This window comes from Ensifer sp. ENS08, assembly GCF_014852195.1.
In the GTDB taxonomy this organism is placed as follows: Bacteria; Pseudomonadota; Alphaproteobacteria; order Rhizobiales; family Rhizobiaceae; genus Ensifer; species Ensifer adhaerens.
The window spans coordinates 558,635-575,333 of sequence record NZ_JACVBF010000001.1 but is presented as its reverse complement, the minus strand read 5'-3'; the positions used below and the strand labels follow the sequence as shown (position 1 = coordinate 575,333).

The following is a 16,699-nucleotide window of genomic DNA, read 5'->3' as shown; positions in this document are numbered from 1 at the left end:
GCATGCACGAGAAAGAAAGACACCGAATCATTCAGTCGGCGGTTCAGGAAAAACCCGTCGTCACCGTCCAGGAGCTGGTCGATCTGACCGACAGTTCCGAGGCGACGATCCGGCGCGATATTGCAGCCCTCCACGTGCAGAAGAAGCTGCGACGGGTGCGCGGCGGCGCCGAGGCGATCAATCCGCCACAATTCGTCGGCCTTGCCGGTCGTCCGTTCAAGGTCAACGAGGGCCTGCACGCCCGCGAAAAGCAGGCGATCGCCAAGGAGGCGGTGGCGCTCTGCGAGGATGGCGAGCCGATCATCATCAATGGCGGCACCACGACCTTTCAGATGGTGCATTTCCTCAGCAATCGGCGAATGCAGGTTTTCACCAATTCCTTCCCGATCGCCGAGCATCTTTTGAAGCATTCGAAGAACACGGTGATGCTGTCGGGCGGCACGATCTACCGCGAGCAGAACATCATCCTCAGCCCCTTCGACAATGACGTGACGCGCAATTTCTATGCGCGCCGCATGTTCATGGGGGCACAGGGCTTAGGCCCGCTCGGCCTGATGGAGGCGGATCCGCTGTTGATCCAGGCGGAGCAGAAACTGATCGACCAGGCCGACGAACTCGTCGTGCTGGTGGACTCCTCGAAGTTTCACAAGCGGTCGAGCCTCATCCTTTGCGGGCTGAAGCGGATCGCCACTGTCATTACGGATTCGGGCATCGAGGACAGGCATGCCGCGATGCTTGAAAATGCCGGTGTGCGGCTGGTCGTTGCCAGCTCGAGAGCCGGCACAGATGCGGAGAACATGTCCTCGTCCGCCTGAGGGGTGGGCGAGGAGAGGGGAAGGTGACGCTCACGGCCGGAGGGGCCGGGGCATCGCCAATGGAGGAAATCGCGCCGGCGACGCTTGTCGCGTGCCGGTCATTGGGAGGAAATGAGCATGAAGATCCTGAAGTCACTGATGGTCACGGCCGCCGTTTCGCTGGCGCTGATGGCCAATGCCGCGCATGCGGAAAACAAGAAGATCGCGCTCGTGGTCAAGGCGCTCGGCATCGGCTTCTTCGAAGCCGCCAACAAGGGCGCGCAGGAAGCCGCCAAGGAGCTGGGCGACGTCGAGGTGATCTATACCGGCCCGACGACGACGACCGCCGAAGGCCAGATCGAGGTGATCAACTCGTTGATCGCCCAGAAGGTTGACGCCATCGCCGTTTCCGCCAACGACACCGACGCCCTCGTTCCGGCGCTGAAGAAGGCGATGGATCGCGGCATCAAGGTCATCTCCTGGGACTCAGGCGTCGCCAAGGATGGCCGCCTGATGCACCTGAACCCGTCGTCGAGCCCGCTGATCGGCAACATGATCATCAAGCTCGCCGCCGACAACCTGCCTGAGGGCGGCGATGTCGCGGTGCTTTCAGCAACGGCGACCTCGACCAACCAGAACACCTGGATCGCCGAGATGAAGAAGGTCCAGGGCAACTACAAGGGCATCAATGTCGTCGCGACCGTTTATGGTGACGACCTCGCCGACAAGTCCTACCGCGAAACGCAGGGCCTTATTCAGTCCTATCCGAACCTGAAGGCGATCATCGCGCCGACCTCGGTCGGTATCGTTGCCGCCGCCCAGGCCGTCACCGACGCCGGCAAGATCGGCCAGATCAACGTCACCGGTCTCGGCCTTCCCTCGGAAATGGCCGGCCACGTGAAGTCGGGCGCCTCCAAGTCTTTCGCGATCTGGAACCCGATCGACCTCGGCTACTCCGCAACGATGGTCGCCTACGACCTGATCAACGGTGCCGAAGCCAAGCCGGGTGCTGAACTGAAGATGGGCCGCATGGGTGCCGTCAAGCTCGACGACAACAACGAAGGCGCGATGGCCGACCCGTTCGTCTACGATGCCAAGAATGTCGAGGAATTCGCCAAGATCTTCTGATCCGGCGAAAGCCCCTCATCCGCCTGCCGGTCCCTTCTCCCCGCTTGCGGGGAGAAGGGACAAGCGGCAACGGTTTGCCCCCCCTTCCCGACGAGGAGGGAAGAGAGCGGCATGCCGGTGCCTTCTCACCGCATGCGGGGAGAAGGTTAGGGTGAGGGGCAACCCGCGCGGGCGGATACGAGGGCATACGAGGCCCGAACGACTTCGCGTTATCGAAACGACTGAATGGTGGACTGTCTCTTGCTGCAGGATACGCTCACATCGCGGATGAAGCCCGCCATTGCGCTCGAAGGGATCTCGAAGTCCTTTCCCGGGGTGAAGGCGCTCTCCGATGTTTCGCTGGCGCTCTATCCGGGGTCGGTGACCGCGCTGATCGGCGAAAACGGCGCCGGGAAATCGACGCTGGTGAAGATCCTGACCGGCATCTACCAACCGGACGAGGGCACGATCTCCGTCGGTGATCAGGAGGTTCATTTGCCGACAGCGCTGGCGGCCGCACGCGCCGGCGTCACCGCGATCCATCAGGAAACCGTGCTCTTCGATGAGCTCTCGGTCGCCGAGAACATTTTCCTCGGCCACGCCCCGCGCAATCGCTTCGGGCTGATCGACTGGAAGAGGCTCAATGCCGATGCGCGTGCCTTGCTTTCGCGCGCCGGTGCCGATCTCGATCCGACCATCCGCCTGCGCGATCTCGGTATCGCCAAGAAACATCTGGTCGCGATCGCCCGCGCGCTGTCGATCGATGCGCAGGTGGTGATCATGGACGAGCCCACGGCCGCCTTGTCGCACAAGGAAATCCACGAACTCTATGCCCTCGTCGAACGGCTGAAGGCAGACGGCAAGGCGATCCTGTTCATCAGCCACAAGTTCGATGAAATCTTCCGCATCGCCGACCGCTACACGGTGTTTCGCGACGGAACGATGGTCGACGAAGGGCTGATCGCCGATGTCAGCCAGGACGAACTGGTGCGCCTCATGGTTGGCCGCGCTGTCGGTTCGGTTTACCCGAAGAAGGATGTGGCGATCGGCGAACCGGTGCTCACGGTCTCCGGCTACCGCCACCCGACCGAGTTCGAGGACATCAACTTCGAGCTTCGCCGCGGCGAGATCCTCGGCTTCTACGGCCTGGTCGGCGCCGGCCGTTCCGAGTTCATGCAGTCGCTGATCGGCGTCACCCGGCCATCGGCCGGTGCTGTCCGGCTCGATGGCGAGGTGCTGGTGATCCGCAGCCCGTCCGAAGCGATCCGGGCTGGCATCGTCTATGTGCCCGAAGAGCGCGGCCGCCAGGGTGCGATTATCGGCCTCCCGATCTTTCAGAACGTCACGCTGCCGTCGTTGTCGCGCACCTCGCGCTCGGGCTTCCTGAAGCTTGCCAACGAGTTCGCGCTCGCCCGCGAATATACCGCGCGCCTCGATTTGCGCGCCGCCTCGCTCGATCAGGATGTCGGCACGCTTTCAGGCGGCAACCAGCAGAAGGTCGTTATCGCCAAGTGGCTGGCGACGAAGCCGAAGGTGATCATTCTCGACGAGCCGACCAAAGGCATCGACATCGGCTCCAAGGCCGCCGTGCACGCCTTCATGAGCGAGTTGGCGGCACAGGGCCTGAGCGTCATCATGGTCTCCTCGGAAATCCCGGAGATCATGGGCATGTCCGACCGCGTCATCGTGATGCGCGAGGGGCGGATCGCCGGGCGGTTCGAGCGCGCTGAACTGACGGCGGAAAAGCTGGTGCGTGCCGCAGCCGGCATTCAGGAGGCCGCGTGATGGCAAACATCCTCAGGAATCGCGAACTGCTGCTGGTCGGCGCGATCGCCGTGCTGCTGGCGCTGATCACCTGGCGTTTCCCGCCCTTCGTCGCGCCCGCGAACCTCGGGCGCGTCTACAACGACACGTCGATCCTGATCATTCTGGCGCTTGGCCAGATGGCGGTGATCCTGACGCGCTGCATCGATCTTTCGATGGCCGCCAACCTCGCGCTCTCGGGCATGGTGGCGGCGATGCTGAACGCCGCCTTTCCGGGCCTGCCGATCCCGCTGATCATCCTTGCGGCAGTTGCGCTCGGCACTTTGCTCGGCATGATCAACGGCGCGCTCGTCTGGAAGCTCGACATTCCGCCGATCGTCGTAACCCTCGGCACGCTCACCATCTATCGCGGCCTGATCTTTCTCTTGAGCGGCGGCAAGTGGATCAATGCCCACCAGATGAGCGACGCCTTCAAGGCATTGCCGCGCGACGAGCTCTTTGGTTTCCCGGTTCTCTCCTGGCTCTCGCTGGTGATGATCGCGCTCGTTTTCCTGCTGATGAGCCGCACGGCGCTCGGACGCGCCTTTTATGCGGTCGGCGGCAATCCGCACGCGGCGGTCTATACCGGCATCGATGTCGGCCGCACCCGCTTCTCGGCCTATTGCATATCCGGCGCGCTTGCCGGGCTCTCGGGCTATCTTTGGGTGTCGCGTTATGCCGTCGCCTATGTCGACATCGCCGCAGGCTTCGAACTCGACATCATCGCAGCCTGCGTCATCGGCGGCATATCGATCGCCGGCGGCATCGGCACGGTAGCAGGCGCGGTGCTCGGTGCGCTGTTCCTTGGCGTGATCAAGAACGCCTTGCCGGTCGTCAATATCTCGCCCTTCGCCCAATTGGCGATTTCGGGCTTGGTCATCATTGTCGCTGTTGCCGTCAACGCCCGCGCCGAGCGGCGTAAGGGCCGCGTCATCTTGAGAAAGGCGGAGGCTGTCTGATGGCCGAGACCCACCTTACCCCACGACATATCCCCGATCGGCTGGAAGGCCGCGGCGCGCGCCTGCTGAAGAGCTGGGAAAGCCTGCTGCTTGTCGTCGCCTGCCTCATCTTTCTCGGCAACTCGCTGGCCTCGCCCTACTTCCTCGACCCGTGGAACCTCTCGGACGCGACCTTCAACTTCACCGAAAAGGCGATGATTGCCTTCGCCATGGCGCTGGTGATCATTTCCGGCGAGATCGATCTGTCGGTGGCCTCGATCATCGCGCTCGCCTCGACGGCGATGGGCTATGCCGTGCAACTTGGCTTCGACACGCCGGCGCTGGTGGTGATCGGTCTCTCTGTCGGGCTTCTTTGCGGTGCGATCAACGGCCTCTTGATCACCGGTCTCGGGTTGCCCTCGATCGTGGTGACCATCGGCACCATGAGCCTCTTCCGCGGTCTCTCCTTCATCATCCTCGGCGACCAGGCTTTCACCGGTTATCCCGACAGCTTCTCGTGGTTCGGCCAAGGCTATGTCTGGTGGGTGTTCTCCTTCGAGTTCACGCTCTTCGTTTCCCTCGCGGTCGTCTACGGCGTCGTCTTGCACAAGACCAATTTCGGCCGCGCGGTCTATGCCATCGGCAACAATCAGACGGCGGCGCTCTTCTCCGGCATCCGCGTTGCGCGCATCAAATTCATCCTCTTCCTCCTGACCGGGTTGATGGCCGGGCTTGCCTCGATCTGCCTGACCTCGCGCCTCGGCTCGACGCGCCCGTCGATCGCGCTCGGCTGGGAGCTGGAGGTGGTAACGATGGTGGTACTCGGCGGCGTCAACATTCTCGGTGGCTCCGGCACCATCCCGGGCGTCGTGCTGGCCGCCCTGATCATGGGTATGGTGACCTTCGGTTTCGGCCTGCTCAACGTGCCGGGCATCGTCATGTCGATCTTCATCGGCCTGCTGCTGATCTCGGTGATCGCGCTACCCATTCTCTGGCGGCGCGCCCGTCAACGTCTCGCACATTGAGGATCCGATGGAAAAATACGCGTTCCGTATGCGCCTGAACCCAGGCATGGCCGCCGAATACAGGGCGCGGCACGATGCCATCTGGCCGGAACTGGCCACCCTGCTGAAGGAGGCCGGCGTCTCCGACTACTCCATCCATCTGGACGAGGAGACCAGTCTGCTTTTCGGTGTGCTCTGGCGGACCGACGATCACCGCATGGCCGACCTGCCGTCCCATCCCATCATGCAGAAATGGTGGGCCTATATGGCCGATATCATGGAAACCCATGGCGATAACGAACCGGTGGCGGTGCCGCTGACGACCGTTTTCCATTTGGACTGATAAGATGCGGGTTGTTGGCGTTATCGATATCGGCAAGACCAATGCCAAGGTCGCAGCCGTTGATCTCGACCGTTTCGAGGAGATTGCCGTCCGCAAGACGGCGAATGCGGTGCTGACTGATGATCCTTATCCGCATTTCGATGTCGAGCGTCTCTGGGCCTTCCTGCTCGAAAGCCTCGCGTCACTCCATGCCGAACACGCCTTTGAGGCGATCTCGATCACCACCCACGGCGCGACCGCCGTCGTGCTCGACGCATCAGGCAACCTGGCGCTTCCGGTTTTGGACTATGAGCACGCCGGTCCCGACAGCCTCGCCGCCGAGTATGATAATGTCAGGCCGCCCTTTTCCGAGACCGGCTCCGCGCGCCTGCCGATGGGCCTCAATGTCGGCGCCCAGCTCTATTGGCAGCAGAAGACCTTTCCCGACGACTTCGCCAGGGTCGCCTCGGTCCTCACCTATGCGCAATATTGGACCTATCGACTGACAGGTACGCTCTGTAACGAGCTGACCTCGCTCGGCTGCCACACGGATCTCTGGAACCCACGGGCAGGGACATTCTCGTCTCTTGTCGAAAGCCAGGGCTGGCCCCCCCTCTTCGCACCGGTGTTGAAGGCGAGCGATATCGCCGGCGCGCTACTGCCAGAGCTTTGTTCGGCAACGGGCATTGCATCAGGGACCCCCGTCTATTGCGGCATTCACGATTCCAACGCCTCGCTGCTGCCGCATCTCCTGACACGTACCTCGCCCTTCTCGGTGGTCTCAACCGGCACCTGGGTGGTGATGCTTGCGGTCGGTGCCGAGGCGAAGATGCTCGATGAACACCGCGACACGCTGATCAACGTCAACGCGCTTGGCGATCCCGTACCCTCCGCCCGCTTCATGGGCGGCCGCGCCTTCCAGCTTCTGTTGGGGGAGGGGGCGCCCCCTGTGTCGCCGCAAACGGAAGAGGCCGTGGCCGGGGCCGGCCACATGCTGCTGCCGTCCATTCCCGAGGGATCCGGTCCCTTTCCGGCCGCAAAAGCGATCTGGACGACGGACGAACGGGAGCTTGGCCCCGCCGAACGCTTTGTCGTCGTCTCGTTCCATCTGGCGCTGATGACAGCCACCTGTCTCGACCTGATCGGCGCGCGCGGCGATATCGTCGTCGAAGGGCCCTTTGCTTCCAACAGGACCTATCTGCGCATGCTCGCCGCAGCGACGGGCCGGTCGGTCTTTGCCGATCCCCACAATATCACGGGTACGAGCCTCGGTGCTGCGTGTCTGGTTAAGGGATCCGCGGTCAGGACCGGGGTCGAGCCGCTTGCGGGCGAGATCGCGGAGAGCCTCGCCGCCTATGCGCAGGCATGGCAAAAGGCGACGCAGGACCATGTGTGCAAAGAAAAGCGGCCGTAGAACATCCGTCCCCGGCCGCAGAGATGCCTGGTTGTGTCAGTAAGAGACGGGCTAAAGCCCGATCAAAACACAGAGCTGCGCTTTGCCGACCGGTTGTGCTCGATGTTGAGCACGATCGATACTGCCATCATTGTCAGGATTGCTGTGAGTGCGGCGCCAATGCCAAGAACAATCATTGTTCGTTTCCTGTAAGCGCATCGTCATGATGTCGCTTTGCGTGATGCGAAGGTTTCTTCGCGCATGCAGCGCCCACTTCACTTTCGCTTCGATACGCGAGCGCAAGTCGAAGTACAATTCTAAACTCTTGTGATTGAGAACCTGTTGGTTTCAGGCGTGTTTATTACAGTTTTGTTGCAGCGCAAAAATGGCGCGTGAAAACACCCTGTGAATTTTAGTGATTCCGATTAGAGGCGAGGGACCGTTAACCTTCAAGCAAGGAATTAACCATAAACATGGTCCCACACGTCGGAATGGGATAATTCACAAGTCTCCTCAAGGCATGATGCCGCCCCGCCGTACCGGTTCCGGTCCGGTATCCATTCTTCACCGAATTTACTTGCGGGATGAACGACAGCAGACGCTTTTCGGCGGAGGCTGATCTCATCGATGTGGCGTGCACGTCCGGTGGACCGTGGCTCTCCCTGATGCTCCCCAGGCAAGTTCCGAACGTGCAGCACCGGGGATCAGCGTTGAGGCAGGAAGCATCGTCAGAACAGGCAAAAAAGGGCCAGGCAGGCAGCCTGCTGGAGCGCCTGCGCTTTGCCGGGCTCGACGACGAGAGCTGCAACCGCGTCCGCGATCACAGACAAAAGCTTTCTCCCCGGATTGATCAGGCGCTTCGTGACCTCTTCCAGCGCCTCCAGACCTATCCGGACGCCGCCCGCCATTTCGACAGCGACCGCCAGATCGACCGCCTTCAGGATCTTCAGTCGTCGCACTGGAACGTGCTGACCGACGCACGCTTTGACGGGCTTTATGCCGAGCGCATCAAGGTGCTCGCAGACACCGCAAGCCGCATGGGCCTCGACCCGCGCTGGCAGATGGCAAGCCATGCGGTCGTGCTCGAACATCTCATCGTCGGACTGATCGAAGACGCCTGGCCGCGATCCTTCCTGCCGATGGGCAAGGCGCGCCGCCGCGAACTTTGCGACCTCGTCGCCGCTCTGGTGCGCACGACCTTCGTCGACAGCGAGATCGGCGTTTCGCTCCGCTTCAACGCCCTCCGCCAACAGCACCAGCGGCAGCTCGCCGAGCAGCGCAGCGCCGACGAGCTGGAGGTCAAGGCGCTCTTCGGCGACTTTGCCGAAGGCGTGAGCCAGGGTGATCTCGGCGCGCGGTTGCCGGAAACGGCGGTCGAAGCCTATCAGCCGATCGTGGCGAGCCTGAACGCGGCACTCGAACAGATCCAACAAAGTCTTCAGGCCTCCGATCAGCGCAGCCAGGCTGCCGGGGTACTGGTCGACCGCATGCGCGACGGCGCGACAGCCTTCACGGACAAGGCGAGCGCTGAAGCCGACGCGCTTTCCGGGCAGCTTGCCGTGCTCTCCGACATGGCCGGACGCATGGCGACCGGTTCGGGCCGGATCAGCGCCACGGAAACGAAGGCCAACGAGACCCGCATTGCCGTCGAGCGCAGCGGCGAGATCGCCGGCCAGGCGATTTCCGCCATGGCCGACATCGAGGCGTCGGCCGAAAAGATCGGCCAGATCATCGGCGTCATCGACGAGATCGCCTTCCAGACCAATCTTTTGGCGCTCAACGCCGGCATCGAAGCGGCGCGCGCCGGCGACAGCGGTCGCGGTTTTGCCGTCGTCGCCCAGGAAGTGCGTGCGCTGGCACAGCGCTCCGGCGAAGCGGCGCGCGAAATCAAGCAGCTCGTTTCCGGCACCAAGGCGCAGGTCGAGACCGGCGTCGAGATTGTCGGCCGCACCCAGGACGCGATCAGCAGCATCGTCGAGCAGGTCACGTCGATCAATTCCGCCGTCTCCGGCATCGCCCGCGAGGCGGAGCAGCAGGTCGGCGACCTCCGCGGCGTCGCGACCGAGATCGGCACGATCTCCAGGGGTGTCGAGGCAAGTGCCGCGCTGGCCGGCGATACCGTCCGTTCGTCGGACGATCTTCATACGGTCATCGTCGAGCTCGGCGAGACCATCCGCCAGTTCCGCCTGGAGCGTCGCCATCCGGCCGCATCGGCGCGCGCCGGCCGCGAGCCCTTCCGTCACACATCCGCCGTCGTTGCCGAAGAGCCGGCCGCACCGTTGTTTGACGACGGGCTGCAGCGGCAGCTTGCCGGTTGGCAGCGCTGATATCAAGGGCAGTAGAGAGTTAGCAGTCGAGGAAGACAGAAATGGCCAGCAAGAAGACCGCCCAGAAGACGCTTAGCCTCGCTCCGGTTTTGGACCTGAATGAGGCAACGGCACTGCACGAGAAGCTGCTCGCGCTCAAGGGCAGCGATATCGTGATCGACGCTTCCGCGGTCGAGCGGGTCGGGACGCTTTGTGTCCAGGTGCTGATGGCCGGCGCCAAGACCTGGGAAGAGGAACATTTGTCTTTCACCTTCAGCAAGGTGTCGGACGCTTTCGAGAAAACGACACAGCTCATCGGGGTCGAGATCGACCACCTGATGGCAAAGGAGATTTGAGAAAATGAAGAAGCGAGTTCTGACGGTCGACGACTCCCGGACGATCCGAAACATGCTGCTGGTCACGCTGAACAATGCCGGTTTCGAAACGATTCAGGCCGAGGACGGCGTCGAGGGTCTTGAGGTCCTGGAAGAAGCCAATCCGGACGTGATCGTCACCGACATCAACATGCCGCGTCTCGACGGCTTCGGCTTCATCGAAGGCGTGCGCAAGAACGATCGCTACCGCGCCATTCCGATCCTGGTACTGACCACCGAAAGCGACGCGGAGAAGAAGAACCGCGCGCGTCAGGCGGGTGCAACCGGCTGGATCGTCAAGCCGTTCGACCCGACCAAACTCATCGATGCAATCGAGCGCGTAACGGCCTGAAGTCCGGGGATAGCCTCCAATGGATATGAACGAAATCAAAGAGATCTTCTTCCAGGAATGCGAGGAACAACTCGCCGAACTGGAATCGGGTCTGCTGAAGCTCAATGATGGCGACCGCGACCCGGAAACGGTCAATGCCGTTTTCCGTGCGGTGCACTCCATCAAGGGTGGCGCCGGCGCCTTCGGGCTGGACGACCTCGTCTCCTTCGCGCACGTGTTCGAGACGACCCTTGATTGCGTTCGTTCCAATAGGCTCGATCCCGGACCGGAAGTTCTGAAGGTGATGCTGAAGTCGGCCGACGTACTCGCCGACCTCACCAACGCTGCGCGCGATGGCGGCAGCGTCGACGAGGCGCGCAGCCGCCAGCTGATCAAGGAACTCGAGGCGCTCGCAAACGGCGAAGTTCCACAGGCGTCGGCAGCGCCGGCCGAACCGGTTGCCAAGCCCGTCGCTGCCGTGGCTCCGCCGCCGGTCAACGACGAAGGCTTCCAGCCGGTCGCCTTCTCCTTCGATGACTTCGACGCGGCTGAAGAGCCGCCGCTGATGGAAATGCCCACATATGAGATCGTCTTCAAGCCGAAGTCCGATCTCTACGCCAAGGGCAACGAGGCAACGCTGCTTCTGCGCGACCTCTCGCGCCTTGGCGAGATGAGCATCCATTGCGACATGGGCGCACTGCCGACGCTCGATCGGCTGAGCCCGGAGAGCGCCTATTTCTTCTGGAAGATCTCGCTCAAGACCGACAAGGGCGAGGACGCGATCCGCACGGTTTTCGAATTCGCCGAGTGGGATTGCGACCTGGAAACTTCGCTGGTCGAAGACGAGGCGACGCAGTCGGGCGAAGAGCTGCCGATGCAGCCCGTTCCCTTCGACCTGTCGATCCTTGACGACGAACCGGCGGTATCGGTCGGTGTCGTCGAGGAAGAAGAACAGCTTGCCTCCCAGCAGCAGGATCGCGACGCCGCGGTTTCAGCCGCCGGCACGGCCAGCAACGTGCTGCAGATGGCGCAGTCCGCCGCCCGCGCACCGGCTGAGAAGGCAGCTCCCGCGGCCAGCGCCGCCGCCCAGAGCGCTGCCGCCCAGCAGGCCGCCGCGTCGGCTGCAACGCCGACCATTCGCGTCGATCTCGATCGCGTCGACCGCCTGATCAACCTTGTCGGCGAACTCGTGATCAACCAGGCGATGCTCTCGCAGAGCGTCGTCGAGAACGACACCAACGGCACGTCCTCGATCAACATGGGCCTCGAAGAGCTGCAGCAGCTCACCCGCGAGATCCAGGATTCGGTGATGGCGATCCGCGCCCAGCCGGTGAAGCCTGTCTTCCAGCGCATGTCGCGTATCGTTCGCGAAATCGCCGACATGACCGGCAAGTCGGTCCGCCTGATCACCGAAGGCGAGAACACCGAAGTCGACAAGACGGTCATCGACAAGCTCGCCGAGCCGCTGACCCACATGATCCGCAACGCGGTCGACCACGGCCTCGAAACGCCGGAGAAGCGCCTTGCCGCCGGCAAGAGCGCCGAAGGCACTGTGCGCCTGACGGCAAAGCACCGTTCCGGCCGCATCGTCATCGAGCTTGCCGACGACGGCGCCGGCATCAACCGCGAGAAGGTGCGCCAGAAGGCGATCGACAACGACCTGATCGCCGCCGACGCCAACCTCTCGGACGAAGAGATCGACAACCTGATCTTCCACGCCGGCTTCTCGACGGCCGACAAGATCTCCGACATCTCCGGCCGCGGCGTCGGCATGGACGTGGTCAAGCGCTCGATCCAGGCGCTCGGCGGTCGCATCAACATCTCCTCGAAGCCGGGCCACGGTTCGGTCTTCACCATGAGCCTGCCGCTGACGCTCGCCGTTCTCGACGGCATGGTGGTCACCGTCGCCAACCAGACACTCGTCGTGCCGCTAACTGCGATCGTCGAAACGCTGCAGCCGGAAGCCGCAGCGATCCATTCCTTCGGCTCCAACCAACGGCTGATCTCGATCCGCAACTCCTTCTGCCCGCTCGTCGACGTCGGCCGGATCCTGAATTTCCGTGCCATCCAGGCGAACCCGGTCGAAGGCGTCGCCCTGCTCGTCGAATCGGAAGGTGGCGGCCAACGCGCCCTGATGGTCGATGCGATCCAGGGGCAGCGCCAGGTGGTGATCAAGAGCCTCGAGGCCAACTACACCCACGTGCCGGGTATCGCCGCCGCGACCATTCTCGGTGACGGCCGCGTGGCGCTCATCCTCGATGTCGACGCGATCGTCGCCGCCTCGCGCGGGCATTCGCTGAAACCTGAAATGTCACTGGCTGCAGTCGGATAATGACAATGACCTATGCCGCAAAAAATCTGACCACGGACGGACGGGAGCTGATCGCTTTCCGCGTCGGCGATCAGGAATTCTGCGTAAACATCATGCAGGTGCGCGAGATCCGTGGCTGGACGCCTGCGACATCCATGCCGCATGCGCCATCTTATGTGCTCGGTGTCATCAACCTTCGCGGTGCGGTGTTGCCGATCGTCGATCTCTCGGCCCGGCTCGGCATGACACCGGCCGACCCGACCGTGCGTCACGTCATCATCGTCGCGCAGGTCAAGAGCCAGGTCGTCGGCCTTCTGGTCGACGCCGTCTCCGACATCCTGACGATTACAGACGACAAGATCCAGCCGACGCCGGATGTCATCTCGTCGGAGTTCGAAAAGAGCTTCGCGCGCGGTGTGCTTGCGATCGAAGGCCGGATGATCTGTCTCATTGAACTCGAAGCGATCTTCCCGCAGGAAGAAAGGGAAGCCGCATGAGAAGTCAGCCCATCGCTGAACAGAAACTGTCGCCGGACGAGTGCCTGGCGAGCGGCGAGTATCCGTTGACCCGCCGCGATCTTACCGAGATCGCTGCGATGATCTATGCGGATGCCGGCATCTATCTCAACGAGACCAAGGCGTCGCTTGTTTATTCGCGGCTGTCGAAGCATATCCGTAATCTCGGGCTCAAGGGCTTCCGCGAATATTGCCAGCTGGTCGCTTCGCCCGCCGGTGCGGCCGCGCGGCGCGACATGCTTTCGCATCTGACCACCAACTTCACGCGGTTCTTCCGCGAGAACCATCACTTCGAGCACCTGAAGACCGACGTGCTGCCGGAGCTGATCGCGCGCGCTAAGGCCGGCGGCCGGGTGCGCATCTGGTCGGCCGCCTGCTCGGACGGCCAGGAGCCCTATTCGATCGCACTGACTGTCCTGTCGCTGCTGCCGAATGCGGCCGACTACGACTTCCGGATCCTGGCAACCGACATCGACCCGAAGATCCTGGCGCTCGCCCGCGCCGGTGCCTACGACGCAACTGCGCTCGAAACCGTCAATCCGGCCATGCGGAAGCAATATTTCTCCGAGGTCAACAGCGGCGGCCGCTTCAAGTGGCAGGTCGACGATCGGGTCAAGCGGCTGATCACCTTCAACGAACTGAACCTGATGGCGCAATGGCCGTTCAAGGGGCCGTTCGACGTTATCTTCTGCCGCAACGTCGTCATCTATTTCGACGAGCCGACGCAGATGAAGATCTGGTCGCGCTTCGCCGGCATGCTGAACACCGATGGTCACCTTTATATCGGCCATTCCGAACGGGTGTCCGGTGACGCGAAGGCGCACTTCGACAACATCGGCATCACCACCTACCGCCACACCGGCAAATTTCATGGAGGACGGGCATGACCACTCCCGCTCGCGTTCTCGTCGTTGACGACTCCGCCACGATGCGTGGCCTGATTACAGCCGTGCTCAACGCGGATCCAGACGTGACCGTCGTCGGCCAGGCGGCCGACGCCATGGAAGCGCGCCAGGCGATCAAGCAACTCGATCCCGATGTCGTCACCCTCGACATCGAAATGCCGAACATGAACGGCCTCGAATTCCTCGACAAGATCATGCGGTTGCGGCCGATGCCGGTCATCATGGTCTCGACGCTTACCCACAAGGGCGCTGAAGCCACGATCGCAGCACTCGAGATCGGCGCCTTCGATTGTGTCGGCAAGCCGCATCCGGGCGATCCCCATCCCTTTGCCGGCCTCGTCGACAAGGTAAAGGCGGCCGCCCGCTCGCAGCGCAAGTTCATCATCACCGGCAATAAGGTCGCGGCGCCGGCTCCGGCCAATGCGAATACGGCGTCCGAGTACCGGGCCGGCCGCAAGATCATCGCCATCGGCGCCTCGACAGGCGGCGTTGAAGCCCTGATCACGGTGCTCCAGAAGTTCCCGGCCAATTGCCCGCCGACGGTCATCACGCAGCACATGCCGCACACCTTCACCAAGAGCTTCGCGGAGCGGCTGAACCGTCTCTGCGCGCCGGCGGTGCAGGAAGCGACGGACGGCGCGCGGCTCGAAATCGGCAAGGTCTACCTGGCGCCCGGTGGCGAGCGCCATCTGCAGGTCGCCAACCCGACGGCACCCTGCTGCCGCCTGGTGGACCGCGACCCGGTCAACGGGCATCGGCCTTCGGTCGACGTGCTGTTCGATTCGGTCGCCGAGCTTGCCGGACGCAATGCGATCGGTGTCATTCTGACCGGCATGGGGCGCGACGGCGCCTCCGGTCTCCTGAAAATGCGGCATGCCGGAGCAAAGACCTTCGGCCAGAACGAAAAGACATGTGTCGTCTACGGCATGCCGAGAGTCGCCTATGAATTGGGCGCCGTTGAAACCCAGCTCCCCCTCGGATCCATCGGGGAGGAGGTCCTGAAAGCAGCGGCGCTCCGCAAGGAAGGAAGCGAATAATGTCCATCGCCGAAAAAATCAAAGTTCTGATCGTCGACGATCAGGTGACGAGCCGCCTGCTCCTGGGTGACGCCCTGCAGCAGCTCGGCTTCAAGCAGATCACCGCCGCCGGTGACGGGGAGCAGGGCATGAAGATCATGGCTCAGAACCCGCACCACCTGGTGATCTCCGACTTCAACATGCCGAAGATGGACGGGCTCGGCCTGCTGCAGGCGGTCCGCTCCAACCCGGCGACCAAGAAGGCGGCCTTCATCATCCTGACGGCCCAGGGCGACCGTGCCCTGGTTCAGAAGGCAGCGGCCCTCGGTGCCAACAACGTTCTGGCCAAGCCCTTCACCATCGAAAAGATGAAGGCTGCGATCGAAGCCGTATTCGGGGCGCTCAAATGAACATGGAAGCCGCCGGCAAGCGCGTGCATGTCATCCAGGGTGAGTACAAGGTCTTCAACGATCCGAACATCGTGCTGTCGACCATTCTCGGTTCCTGTGTGGCAGCCTGCATGCGCGATCCCGTGGCCGGCGTCGGCGGCATGAATCACTTCCTGCTGCCAGGTTCCGCGACGTCGCCCATGTCCGGCGGCGACGCGACCCGCTACGGGGTCCACCTCATGGAATTGCTCATCAACGGTCTCCTGAAACAGGGCGCCCGGCGAGATCGTCTCGAAGCCAAGATCTTCGGCGGCGCCAAGACGATCGCGCGGTTTTCCAATGTCGGCGAACAGAACGCCGCCTTCGCGCGCCAGTTCCTGCTCGACGAGGGCATACGCATCGTCGGCGAGAGCACGGGCGGCGAGCACGGCCGCAAGCTCGAATACTGGCCGTCGTCTGGCCGCGCCCGGCAATACGCCCTGACCGGCGTCGAGACGCAGCGCACGGTGCAACTGGAGGAACGCCCGATCGTCGCGCCGAAGCCGGCCGAAAGCTCCATCGAATTCTTCTGATGCTGCGAGGCAGACGCCTCGCAGGCCTGAAATACGACTTCTACCGCAGCCCCGAGCCACGTGAGACATACACATGCAGACCGACTACCTGGGCCACATGCCGCACGTGGAAGAAGCGCTCCCCGAAGTGCTGATGCGCATCGTCACCGAATTGCATGACGTCGCCTATCTGATCGAGCGGATCGAGCCGCAACTGGCCGGTGACCACGGCGCCGATGCGCTTGCCAATCCCGACAAGATGATGGTGCTGCAGGGCATCGACCTTGCCGTGCAGAAGACCCGCGGGCTGGCCGAGTTCATCGACACGATTACCGCATCGATCCCGGACGCCTGGATGGTCGACGTCACCACGGCCGTCAATCTGGTAAAGCTTGCCGATATGAAAAAGGCACTTGGCAACGGCATGTTGCGCCACGGCCACTCCCAACCGCTGACGAAGGCGGCCGGTGATTTCGAAGCGTTCTGACGCTCCCAGAGAGCCTCGCAGGACGCGGGTTCAAGAAACATCCTATTAAAATCAATGGCTTGCTGTACAGAATTCTGACGCGGCCGCGACTTTGCGCGCAGGTTTGGCTGCGTCCGACGGTCCGTTTCGCCCCAGTGGATAAGTTTTGCGGCG

18 protein-coding genes are annotated in these 16,699 nt (G+C 62.7%); 17 read left to right on the top strand and 1 reads right to left on the bottom strand.

The window, feature by feature from the left end:
• Positions 1-2: 2 nt before the first annotated feature.
• The 7 genes from IB272_RS02705 to IB272_RS02675 all read left to right on the top strand — a co-directional run bounded on the left by IB272_RS02705 (position 3) and on the right by IB272_RS02675 (position 7,382).
• Positions 3-815: a DeoR/GlpR family DNA-binding transcription regulator gene (locus IB272_RS02705; protein WP_034796966.1), complete on the top strand. Its 813-nt coding sequence runs from the start codon at positions 3-5 to the stop codon at positions 813-815.
• A gap of 117 nt (positions 816-932) precedes the next feature.
• Positions 933-1,922 carry a rhamnose ABC transporter substrate-binding protein gene (rhaS, locus tag IB272_RS02700; protein WP_060522260.1) on the top strand — a complete coding sequence of 330 codons (990 nt, stop codon included), beginning with the start codon at positions 933-935 and terminating at the stop codon, positions 1,920-1,922.
• A 267-nt stretch (positions 1,923-2,189) separates the two neighbouring features.
• On the top strand, positions 2,190-3,686 hold the full coding sequence (locus IB272_RS02695) for a sugar ABC transporter ATP-binding protein (protein WP_060581910.1): 1,497 nt from the start codon (positions 2,190-2,192) through the stop codon (positions 3,684-3,686).
• Complete coding sequence (locus IB272_RS02690; RefSeq protein ID WP_060581892.1) at positions 3,683-4,663, top strand: ABC transporter permease; 981 nt, start codon at positions 3,683-3,685, stop codon at positions 4,661-4,663. Before IB272_RS02695 ends, IB272_RS02690 begins: the two co-directional genes overlap by 4 nt.
• Positions 4,663-5,667: an ABC transporter permease gene (locus tag IB272_RS02685; protein ID WP_060522257.1), complete on the top strand. Its 1,005-nt coding sequence runs from the start codon at positions 4,663-4,665 to the stop codon at positions 5,665-5,667. Before IB272_RS02690 ends, IB272_RS02685 begins: the two co-directional genes overlap by 1 nt.
• Positions 5,668-5,674: 7 nt before the next feature.
• Positions 5,675-5,989, top strand: coding sequence for an L-rhamnose mutarotase (gene rhaM / locus IB272_RS02680; RefSeq protein ID WP_034796960.1), 315 nt, complete (start codon positions 5,675-5,677; stop codon positions 5,987-5,989).
• A 4-nt stretch (positions 5,990-5,993) separates the two neighbouring features.
• A complete protein-coding gene (locus IB272_RS02675) occupies positions 5,994-7,382 on the top strand; it encodes an FGGY-family carbohydrate kinase (protein ID WP_113135444.1) in 1,389 nt (462 codons plus the stop codon).
• A 51-nt stretch (positions 7,383-7,433) separates the two neighbouring features.
• Here the strand turns inward: IB272_RS02675 and IB272_RS02670 are convergent, their stop codons facing one another.
• A complete protein-coding gene (locus IB272_RS02670) occupies positions 7,434-7,676 on the bottom strand; it encodes a hypothetical protein (RefSeq protein WP_156552927.1) in 243 nt (80 codons plus the stop codon).
• Positions 7,677-8,071: 395 nt separating this feature from the next.
• On the opposite strand from IB272_RS02670, the gene IB272_RS02665 reads away from it, so the two are divergent.
• The 10 genes from IB272_RS02665 (at position 8,072) to IB272_RS02620 (ending at position 16,546) form a co-directional block, all read left to right on the top strand.
• Positions 8,072-9,688, top strand: coding sequence for a globin-coupled sensor protein (locus tag IB272_RS02665; protein ID WP_060581894.1), 1,617 nt, complete (start codon positions 8,072-8,074; stop codon positions 9,686-9,688).
• 41 nt (positions 9,689-9,729) lie between these two features.
• The gene (locus tag IB272_RS02660) at positions 9,730-10,023 is read left to right on the top strand and encodes an STAS domain-containing protein (protein WP_034796954.1); all 294 of its coding nucleotides are present in this window, start codon (positions 9,730-9,732) and stop codon (positions 10,021-10,023) included.
• 4 nt (positions 10,024-10,027) lie between these two features.
• The gene (locus tag IB272_RS02655) at positions 10,028-10,393 is read left to right on the top strand and encodes a response regulator (RefSeq protein WP_025425897.1); all 366 of its coding nucleotides are present in this window, start codon (positions 10,028-10,030) and stop codon (positions 10,391-10,393) included.
• A gap of 19 nt (positions 10,394-10,412) precedes the next feature.
• Positions 10,413-12,704: a chemotaxis protein CheA gene (locus IB272_RS02650; RefSeq protein WP_060581895.1), complete on the top strand. Its 2,292-nt coding sequence runs from the start codon at positions 10,413-10,415 to the stop codon at positions 12,702-12,704.
• Between the two features lie 5 nt (positions 12,705-12,709).
• Positions 12,710-13,180 (top strand): chemotaxis protein CheW, encoded by a 471-nt coding sequence (locus IB272_RS02645; protein ID WP_034796948.1) that lies wholly within the window; start codon positions 12,710-12,712, stop codon positions 13,178-13,180.
• Entirely contained in the window at positions 13,177-14,085 is a 909-nt protein-coding gene (locus tag IB272_RS02640; RefSeq protein ID WP_060581896.1) for a protein-glutamate O-methyltransferase, read from the top strand. Before IB272_RS02645 ends, IB272_RS02640 begins: the two co-directional genes overlap by 4 nt.
• On the top strand, positions 14,082-15,140 hold the full coding sequence (locus tag IB272_RS02635; RefSeq protein ID WP_034796943.1) for a chemotaxis response regulator protein-glutamate methylesterase: 1,059 nt from the start codon (positions 14,082-14,084) through the stop codon (positions 15,138-15,140). The genes IB272_RS02640 and IB272_RS02635 overlap by 4 nt, the downstream gene beginning before the upstream one ends.
• Positions 15,140-15,529: a response regulator gene (locus IB272_RS02630; protein WP_025425902.1), complete on the top strand. Its 390-nt coding sequence runs from the start codon at positions 15,140-15,142 to the stop codon at positions 15,527-15,529. The genes IB272_RS02635 and IB272_RS02630 overlap by 1 nt, the downstream gene beginning before the upstream one ends.
• Positions 15,526-16,080 (top strand): chemoreceptor glutamine deamidase CheD, encoded by a 555-nt coding sequence (cheD, locus tag IB272_RS02625; RefSeq protein WP_034796938.1) that lies wholly within the window; start codon positions 15,526-15,528, stop codon positions 16,078-16,080. Before IB272_RS02630 ends, cheD begins: the two co-directional genes overlap by 4 nt.
• A gap of 73 nt (positions 16,081-16,153) precedes the next feature.
• On the top strand, positions 16,154-16,546 hold the full coding sequence (locus IB272_RS02620; RefSeq protein ID WP_034796935.1) for a hypothetical protein: 393 nt from the start codon (positions 16,154-16,156) through the stop codon (positions 16,544-16,546).
• Positions 16,547-16,699 lie beyond the last annotated feature (153 nt).

What these genes read in the sequence shown, in the direction of transcription:
- IB272_RS02705 (WP_034796966.1), top strand. Translation starts at nt 3, where the DNA reads ATGCACGAGAAAGAAAGACACCGAATCATTCAGTCGGCGGTTCAGGAA.
- rhaS (WP_060522260.1), top strand. Translation starts at nt 933, where the DNA reads ATGAAGATCCTGAAGTCACTGATGGTCACGGCCGCCGTTTCGCTGGCG.
- IB272_RS02695 (WP_060581910.1), top strand. Translation starts at nt 2,190, where the DNA reads ATGAAGCCCGCCATTGCGCTCGAAGGGATCTCGAAGTCCTTTCCCGGG.
- IB272_RS02685 (WP_060522257.1), top strand. Translation starts at nt 4,663, where the DNA reads ATGGCCGAGACCCACCTTACCCCACGACATATCCCCGATCGGCTGGAA.
- rhaM (WP_034796960.1), top strand. Translation starts at nt 5,675, where the DNA reads ATGGAAAAATACGCGTTCCGTATGCGCCTGAACCCAGGCATGGCCGCC.
- IB272_RS02675 (WP_113135444.1), top strand. Translation starts at nt 5,994, where the DNA reads ATGCGGGTTGTTGGCGTTATCGATATCGGCAAGACCAATGCCAAGGTC.
- IB272_RS02660 (WP_034796954.1), top strand. Translation starts at nt 9,730, where the DNA reads ATGGCCAGCAAGAAGACCGCCCAGAAGACGCTTAGCCTCGCTCCGGTT.
- IB272_RS02655 (WP_025425897.1), top strand. Translation starts at nt 10,028, where the DNA reads ATGAAGAAGCGAGTTCTGACGGTCGACGACTCCCGGACGATCCGAAAC.
- IB272_RS02650 (WP_060581895.1), top strand. Translation starts at nt 10,413, where the DNA reads ATGGATATGAACGAAATCAAAGAGATCTTCTTCCAGGAATGCGAGGAA.
- IB272_RS02645 (WP_034796948.1), top strand. Translation starts at nt 12,710, where the DNA reads ATGACCTATGCCGCAAAAAATCTGACCACGGACGGACGGGAGCTGATC.
- IB272_RS02640 (WP_060581896.1), top strand. Translation starts at nt 13,177, where the DNA reads ATGAGAAGTCAGCCCATCGCTGAACAGAAACTGTCGCCGGACGAGTGC.
- IB272_RS02635 (WP_034796943.1), top strand. Translation starts at nt 14,082, where the DNA reads ATGACCACTCCCGCTCGCGTTCTCGTCGTTGACGACTCCGCCACGATG.
- IB272_RS02630 (WP_025425902.1), top strand. Translation starts at nt 15,140, where the DNA reads ATGTCCATCGCCGAAAAAATCAAAGTTCTGATCGTCGACGATCAGGTG.
- cheD (WP_034796938.1), top strand. Translation starts at nt 15,526, where the DNA reads ATGAACATGGAAGCCGCCGGCAAGCGCGTGCATGTCATCCAGGGTGAG.
- IB272_RS02620 (WP_034796935.1), top strand. Translation starts at nt 16,154, where the DNA reads ATGCAGACCGACTACCTGGGCCACATGCCGCACGTGGAAGAAGCGCTC.